This is a genomic window from Streptomyces sp. NPDC006283, from assembly GCF_040613325.1.
Lineage (GTDB): Bacteria > Actinomycetota > Actinomycetes > Streptomycetales > Streptomycetaceae > Streptomyces.
This window is the reverse complement of the sequence record NZ_JBEXRZ010000169.1, coordinates 1-7,418: the sequence shown is the minus strand read 5'-3', so window position 1 is coordinate 7,418 and position 7,418 is coordinate 1. Positions and strand designations below refer to the sequence as shown.

7 protein-coding genes and 1 pseudogene are annotated in these 7,418 nt (G+C 69.8%); all 8 read right to left on the bottom strand.

Features of this window, described 5'->3' with window-relative positions; translation table 11 throughout:
• Positions 1-134, bottom strand: a pseudogene (locus ABZ070_RS27280) (ATP/GTP-binding protein); the annotation flags it as partial.
• Positions 115-711 (bottom strand): DUF742 domain-containing protein, encoded by a 597-nt coding sequence (locus ABZ070_RS27275; RefSeq protein ID WP_356637982.1) that lies wholly within the window; start codon positions 709-711, stop codon positions 115-117. The pseudogene ABZ070_RS27280 and the gene ABZ070_RS27275, both read right to left, overlap by 20 nt.
• Before the next feature lie 130 nt (positions 712-841).
• The gene (locus ABZ070_RS27270; protein WP_006127847.1) at positions 842-1,255 is read right to left on the bottom strand and encodes a roadblock/LC7 domain-containing protein; all 414 of its coding nucleotides are present in this window, start codon (positions 1,253-1,255) and stop codon (positions 842-844) included.
• Between the two features lie 10 nt (positions 1,256-1,265).
• Positions 1,266-4,538 (bottom strand): nitrate- and nitrite sensing domain-containing protein, encoded by a 3,273-nt coding sequence (locus ABZ070_RS27265; protein WP_356637981.1) that lies wholly within the window; start codon positions 4,536-4,538, stop codon positions 1,266-1,268.
• A 363-nt stretch (positions 4,539-4,901) separates the two neighbouring features.
• Positions 4,902-5,483, bottom strand: a complete 582-nt coding sequence (locus ABZ070_RS27260) for an ATP/GTP-binding protein (protein WP_159686641.1) — start codon at positions 5,481-5,483, stop codon at positions 4,902-4,904.
• Positions 5,464-5,868, bottom strand: coding sequence for a DUF742 domain-containing protein (locus ABZ070_RS27255; RefSeq protein ID WP_356637980.1), 405 nt, complete (start codon positions 5,866-5,868; stop codon positions 5,464-5,466). Before ABZ070_RS27255 ends, ABZ070_RS27260 begins: the two co-directional genes overlap by 20 nt.
• Before the next feature lie 136 nt (positions 5,869-6,004).
• Positions 6,005-6,418 carry a roadblock/LC7 domain-containing protein gene (locus ABZ070_RS27250; RefSeq protein ID WP_005311457.1) on the bottom strand — a complete coding sequence of 138 codons (414 nt, stop codon included), beginning with the start codon at positions 6,416-6,418 and terminating at the stop codon, positions 6,005-6,007.
• 9 nt (positions 6,419-6,427) lie between these two features.
• The coding region (locus tag ABZ070_RS27245) for a hypothetical protein (RefSeq protein WP_356637979.1) at positions 6,428-7,418 on the bottom strand (991 nt) is incomplete at its 5' end.

Sequence of the window (7,418 nt, the reverse complement as noted above, 5' to 3'; positions counted from 1 at the left end):
TCGGTACGCAGCGGGTTGATCTCCGAGACGGCGCCTACGAACGTGGTCTTGCCCACGCCGAAGCCGCCCGCCACCACGATCTTCGCGCTGGTGGTTGAGCGGGCAGCACCGCCGCTAGAGCTTGCGAAGTCCACTGAGCACCCTTTCGAGCAGTGTCACGTCTGGCTGGCCGCCGGCGGACTCGTCGCCGCCGGGCTGATGGATGGCGACGAGTCCGGCCTCCGCCAGGTCGGCGACGAGGATCCGGGCAACGCCGAGGGGGATGGTGAGGAGTGCGGAGATCTCGGCGACCGACTTGATCTCGAAGCACAGCCGGCAGATCCGCTGGTGCTCGGGCAACTGCCCTTGCAGCCTGGACGGATCGGCCGTCGTACTGACCAGCGCCTCGATGGCGAGCTGGTACCGCGGCCGCGTCCGTCCGCCGGTCATGGCGTACGGCCGCACCAGCGGGTTGTGCGAGCCGGAGCCGGACGACGACGCGGTCGCGGGCTCCGGGGACCGCCGCGGGGCCACGGGCTGGACCCAGGGCTGGTACGGCTGCCCGTACGAGGGGTCGTACGACGGGTCGTACGACGACTGCGGCTGCTGGTAGGGCTGCTGCGCGCCCTGTCTTCCCGGCGTCGAAGGAAAGTTGAACCGGTTGTCTGCGTGCTCACCGTGCGGCGGTTGATGACCGCCCTCGAAAGGGCGTCCGCCTGGGGGTGTTGCCACGTTTCCTCCTCCGACTGCCTGTCGCCGGTTCCTGTCCCTGTGGAGCCCGCGCCACCGCACCTTAACGGTGCGGTGGCGTGAAACGCACTGTCTGTCTAATGGTCAAGAAGCCAATAGCTCAATTGAGCGCTCAGTTGAGCAGGCTTCCCTGGAGCTCCGCACGCAGGTCGGGGGTGAGGACGCTGCCCGCACGGTCGACCAGGAGCGCCATCTCGTAGCCCACCAGGCCGATGTCGGCGTCGGGGTGGGCCAGTACGGCCAGCGAGGAGCCGTCGGAGATGGACATGATGAAGAGGAAGCCGCGCTCCATCTCCACGACCGTCTGGTTGACGGCACCGCCTTCGAAGATCCGGGATGCTCCCGCGGTCAGCGAGGTCAGACCGGAGGCCACGGCCGCCAGCTGATCGGCGCGGTCGCGCGGGAAACCTTCGGACATCGCCAGCAGGAGTCCGTCGGCGGAGACCACCACGGTGTGGGACACCCCTGGGGTGTTGTCCACGAAGTTGGTGATCAACCAGTTCAGATTCTGCGCCGCCTGGCTCATCGGGCTCACACTAACGCTCCTGGTTGTAGGTACTGCCCGGGCCGAGGCCCGGTCCGTTCGTGTCCGTTCCCGCGCTGCGTCCCTGCTGGACGCCGCGCCGCAGGTTGCTCAACCTGCCACGCACGTCCTCAGGGGCGCGGGAGACCTGTGGGCCGCCCTGCGGGGTCTGCTCGGCCGTGCCTTCGATCAGGTTGGCCTTGGGAACCCTGCGGGGGAGACCGGACGAGGTGACCCCGCCGGCCTTCGGGTCGCGGAGCTTCTCCGCCCGCTGCCAGCGCTCGTCGTTCGTCGAACGCCATCCGTCGGGGTCGGAGTCGGAGCCGCCGCCACCGAAGCCGTTGGCGCCGCCCGTGCTGCCCTGGCCGCTCTCCGTTGCCCGTCCGCTCTGCTGGGCCGACGGAGCCTGCTCGGCGGGCCGCTGCCACTGCTCCTGTGCCTGCGTCTGCTGCTGCGCGGGCGGCTGCTGGCTGCTGCCGCGCCGGGGAAGCCCGGCATTGGTCAGCTCGTGGCTGCTGCTCGAAGAGGGAGACGGTCCCGGACGATCGAAGCCTACGCGCTCCGGAGCATTCGCGGGAGCGCCCGGCGAAGATTCCGCTTCGGTCCGGTAGTCCCGCTCGTACGTGCTCTGGTGACCGTTCTGATCGGCCCACTCCGCCTGCTGGGGCTGGGCGTCGTACTGGCCGTCGTACTGCTGCTCGGAAGCCTGCGGGGCCTGGTATGCGGCTTCCGCATACGAGCCCTGGTACTGGTCCTGGTGCTCGGGGTAGCCCCCGTTCGCCTGGAAGCCGTCCTGGTAGCTGCCCTGGTACTCGTCGTACACCGGCTGCTGCTCCTGGGCGTAGCCCTGCGCGGCGTACTCCTGGCCGTACTCGGAGCCGTACTCCTGCTGCTGCTCCTGCTCCTGCCCGTACGACACCTCGTCGCGGTACAGGGGCCGCTCGCCGCCCTGAGCCTGGGCCTCCAGGGCCGCACGGCGCTCCTCCCGCATCAGGGAGCGGCCCACGGGGTCGAGCTGGGCCGCGGAGCCGTCGGAGGGCTGCTCGTAGCGGGAGTCGTCGAAGCCGAGCTCCGCCGCGGTCCGCATGGGGGCGGCCTCGAACGCGGGCTGCTCGAAGGCGCGCTGCTCCGGGATGATCTGCGAGACCGTGAAGTCGTCCTCGGGCAGCGCCTCACCACCGCCACCGTGGGTGATGGCGTCGGGGAGCATGACCAGCGAGGTGGTGCCGGCCTGCTCTCCGGAGGGGCGCAGCTGGACGCGGATGCCGTGCCGGTCGGCGAGGCGGCCGACCACGAAGAGGCCCATGCGCTGCGAGACGGCGGCGTCCACGGTCGGCGGGTTGGCCAGCTTGTGGTTGATGTCCGCGAAGTCCTCGGCGGTGAGGCCGATGCCCTTGTCGTGGATCTCGACCATCACGCGGCCGTCAGGCAGCCGGGTCGCGGTGACGCGGACCTTGGTCTGCGGCGACGAGAACGTGGTGGCGTTCTCCAGGAGCTCGGCCAGCAGGTGCACGAGGTCGGTCACGGCCTGGCCGTGGATCTCCGTCTCCGGGACACCGGTGAGCTCGATGCGCTCGTAGGACTCCACCTCGGAGGAGGCGGCGCGCAGCACGTCGACCAGCGGCACCGGCTGGTTCCAGCGGCGGCCGGGCTCCTCGCCGGCGAGGACGAGGAGGTTCTCGCCGTTGCGGCGCATACGGGTCGCCAGGTGGTCCAGGCGGAAGAGGTTCTCCAGCTGGTCCGGGTCGGCCTCGTTGTTCTCCAGGTCGGTGATGAGGGTCAGCTGGCCCTCGATCAGCGACTGGTTGCGGCGCGACAGGTTGGTGAAGATCGCGTTGACGTTGCCGCGGAGCATGGCCTGCTCGGCGGCGAGCCGGACGGCCTCACGGTGGACCTGGTCGAAGGCGCGGGCGACCTCGCCGATCTCGTCCTGGGTGTCGATCGGGATCGGCTGGACGCGGGTGTCGACCCGGCCGGGCTCGGTACGGGACAGCTGGTCGACGAGCATCGGCAGACGCTGCTCGGCGATGCCGAAGGCGGCGGTGCGCAGCTGGCGCATCGAGCGGCTCATCTGGCGCGCCATGAGGCCGGCCAGGATGAAGGCCGTCAGCAGGGCGATGACGACGATGAGGCCGTTGATGATGGCGTCGGACTTGGCGTCGTCGGAGATCGTCGAGGCCTCTTGCACGGCCCGGTCGACGAGGTCCTTCTCGATCTCGGTGTAACCGTCGAACTTGGCGGTCGAGGCGCCCATCCATGTCTCGGGCGTGACGTCCTGCGTGCGCAGCTTCGCGGGGGTCGCGTTGGAGCCGATCGCGGCGGCCATGCCGGTGAAGAAGGAGCCGTCCGGGCCCTTGGGCGGGTTCAGGCCTGCGGCAGCGAGCCGCTTGCCGCCCTCGGCGGCCTTGCCGGCCATGACTTCCTTGAGCCGCGCGGTGTCCGCCTCCGTACCGCCGGAGACGTACTCGCCGATCGCGATCTGCTCGAGGTAGTTGTACGAGTTGAAGGCGACCTTCTGCTGGGCGAGGACGCTCGGGTCCTTGCTCGGCCGCACCAGGAGGTGCATACCGATCGAGCGCTCCAGCGAGGCGGCGGCCTTGGCGAGCTGGACGGCGTACACGGTACGGCCGTAGCTGGTGACGTTGCCGGTGCCGAGGCCGAGCTCGTTGGAGAACTCCATCAGCACGTGCTGGATCTTGACGTAGCCCTCTTCGGTCTTCACCGGGTCGAGCGCCTTGGTGTAGGAGACCTCGCGCAGCTTCGCGAGCCCCGGCTCCTCCTGCCGGAAGAGGGTGAGGCGACGCTCCAGGCCCTGCCCGTCGGGCATGTCCTTGACGGCCTCGTCGAACTTGGCCTTGGCCGCGTCCGTCGTCTCGTACGCCTCGGTGACGACGGCCGCCTTGCGGGCGTCCTCGCTCGTGGCCAGGAGAAGGGGCTGTGCGGTGAGGTCACGCTCATTGAGCAGTGCCTGGCCGTACTCGGAGGCGGCGCGCACGATCAGCGCCGTCTTCTCCGCGTCCTGCGCCTCGCTCCAGGTGTCGATCGACTGCTTGACCTGGAACCCGCCCATCACCAGACCGACGAGCACGGGTATGAGGAGAATCGCGTTCAGACGGGTGGGCACCCGCCAGTTGCGCGGTGACAGCCGGCTGGAGCTGCCACCGGTGCTCGATTCGCCGCCGGCCGGGGAAGGGCCGGAAGCTCCCGACGCATTCGCAGGCGACGCCGCTGTGCGCGACGGCGGGGTGAAGTTGCCCCGCGCCTGCTGCTCTGCGGAGCTCGTCATGCTTCGCCTCACTCGACCAACAACCTCTCGGCGTCGGCACCTACGCTGTGCCGTGTTTCGTTCAGAGCCGTACTACTCGGCAGTTCGACGAATTCCAGCACGTCGACGGCCCCATTCCAAACAGTCGGAATCTGTGATTCCGAGTGGCCCAGGCCTCGTATAAAACGGGCATAAAGAACGAGCCACGGCAAATAGCGGTGCACATGTGAGCGCAGCGGCACCGCCCGTGTGCAACGGGTGTCCGCTGTGCTGGAATTCTCTGTCGAAATGTTATGAACACGGAGGCGGGCCGTGTCAAAAGACACAGCCCGCCACCGGCGGCAACTACGACAACTGCCGTATTGCACCGTCTACTTGAGGGTTCTACTTGAGGCGCGCCATGAGGGCGTGTTCGACGAGGGTGATGAGGGCGCTCTTGGCGTCGGCGCGGTGGCGTGCGTCGGTGGTGATGATGGGGGTGTCGGGGCCGATCTGGAGTGCTTCGCGGACTTCTTCGGGGTTGTAGGGCTGGTGTCCGTCGAAGCCGTTGAGGGCGATGACGAAGGGGAGGCCGGAGTTCTCGAAGTAGTCGACGGCGGGGAAGCAGTCGGCGAGTCGGCGGGTGTCGACGAGGACGACGGCGCCGATGGCGCCGCGGACGAGGTCGTCCCACATGAACCAGAAGCGGTCCTGTCCGGGGGTGCCGAAGAGGTAGAGGATCAGGTCCTGGTCGAGGGTGATGCGGCCGAAGTCCATGGCGACGGTGGTGGTGGTCTTGTCGCCGGTGTGGGTGAGGTCGTCGATGCCCGCGGACGCGGAGGTCATGACGGCTTCGGTACGCAGCGGGTTGATCTCCGAGACGGCGCCTACGAACGTGGTCTTGCCCACGCCGAAGCCGCCCGCCACCACGATCTTCGCGCTGGTGGTCGATCGGGCAGCACCGCCGCTAGAGCTTGCGAAGTCCACTGAGCACCCTTTCGAGCAGTGTCACATCCGGCGTGCCGCCGGCCTCTCCGTTGCCCGGCTGGTGAATCGCCACCATGCCGGCCTCCGCCAGGTCCGCGACAAGAATCCGCGCGACGCCCAGCGGCATCGACAGCAGCGCCGACACCTCGGCGACCGACTTGACCTCCCGGCACAGGTGGCAGATCCGCTGGTGCTCGGGGAGCAGGCCGGCGAGCAGCGCCGGATCGGCCGTGGTGCTGACCAGCGCCTCTATGGCTAGCTGGTACCGCGGCCGCGTCCGTCCGCCGGTCATGGCGTACGGCCGCACCAGCGGCTGGTCGCCCTCGTCTCCGTACGCGTCGACTGAGGCGCCGTACGGATCGTGAGAGGCGGGGGGCGGGGTCATGAATCCTCCGGGCGTGACAGCAAGTGGTCGGCTGTGCCGTCTGATGGGGCCGGTGGGGGGCCTTTGGCGGCCGTGCTGGTGACGGTGCGTTGGCGGGGGTCGAGCCGGGGCGTGGGGTTCGGCTCGGGGCGAAGTCTCAGTGCAGAAGGCTTCCCTGGAGCTCCGCACGCAGGTCCGGGGTGAGGACGCTGCCGGCACGGTCGACCAGGAGCGCCATCTCGTAGCCCACGAGGCCGATGTCGCAGTCCGGGTGCGCGAGCACGGCCAGCGAGGAGCCGTCGGAGACGGACATCAGGAACAGGAAGCCGCGCTCCATCTCCACGACCGTCTGGCTGACCGGACCGCCCTCGAAGATCCGGGACGCCCCCGCGGTCAGCGAGGTCAGACCGGAGGCCACGGCCGCCAGCTGATCGGCGCGGTCGCGCGGGAAACCTTCGGACATCGCCAGCAGAAGACCGTCGGCGGAGACCACCACCGTGTGCGACACCCCTGGGGTGTTGTCCACGAAGTTGGTGATCAACCAGTTCAGATTCTGCGCCGCCTGGCTCATCGGACTCAACTAACGCTCCTGCTGGTGAGAGGGGCCGAGGTTGAAGCTTCCGGTCGTCGAGCTGTTCTGCTGACGGCCTTGCTGGATACCCCGGCGGAGATTGGTCAGCCGGCCGCGCACGTCGTCGGGCGCGCGCGAAACCTGCGGACCGGCCTGGTGGTTCTGCTCCTGCGCGGTACCCGGCACGAGGTTGGCGCGCGGGACACGGCGGGGCAGACCGGAGGTGGTGACGCCGCCGGCCGCGGGCTTCCTGACCCGCTCGGCCTGACGCACCAACTCGTCGTTGGGCGAGGAGCGCCAGGCACCGCTCGCTTGGTGCGCGTTGCCCGGGGTCGCCGGGCTCGGCGCGGGGGAACGCTGCGGCATCGGCGAAGCGGAGCGCTCCGCCGGCGCCTGCGGCTGGTCGGTGGACTGGCCACCGCCCTGTGCACCGCGGAACCAGTTGGTCTCCAGGGTGTCGTACAGCGGGGTGCGGCCGTCGCCGGGACCGGAGGCCGGCGGCAGCGCCTCCGGCTGCTGCGGCGCGGGCAGGCCGGCCGACGGACGCGGGGGCGCGAAACCGGACTCGTCACGCCGGCGCGGCGCGGGCTGCTGCGGCGCGCCGAGCTCGGGGCGGGCGAACTGCGCGGTGGACGCGGGATCCTGAGCGGCCGGCCGGCCGTACTGGCCGTTGTTGCCGGACGCATTGGACGCCCCGTACACGTCGGGCCGCACGAACTGGCCGGCCGCGGACGGGCCCGCCGGGCGCTCGGCCTGCGGGGGACCGGCGTTGAAGTCCGGCCGTGCGAACTCGGCCGTGGAACCCGGACCACGCGTGGGGTTGTGGTCCTCGTGTCCACGCGGTACGTCCGTGGAGGGACGCTGCGGCTGCGGCGCCTGCTCGCTGCCCCAGCTGGTGGTCTGCGGGCGCTGCGGACGCGGCAGGCCCAAGAGATCCTCGTCGACGATGTTCGCCTGCTGCCGCTGTGGCAGGGCAAGCTGTACGTGGCGGCCAGCGAGG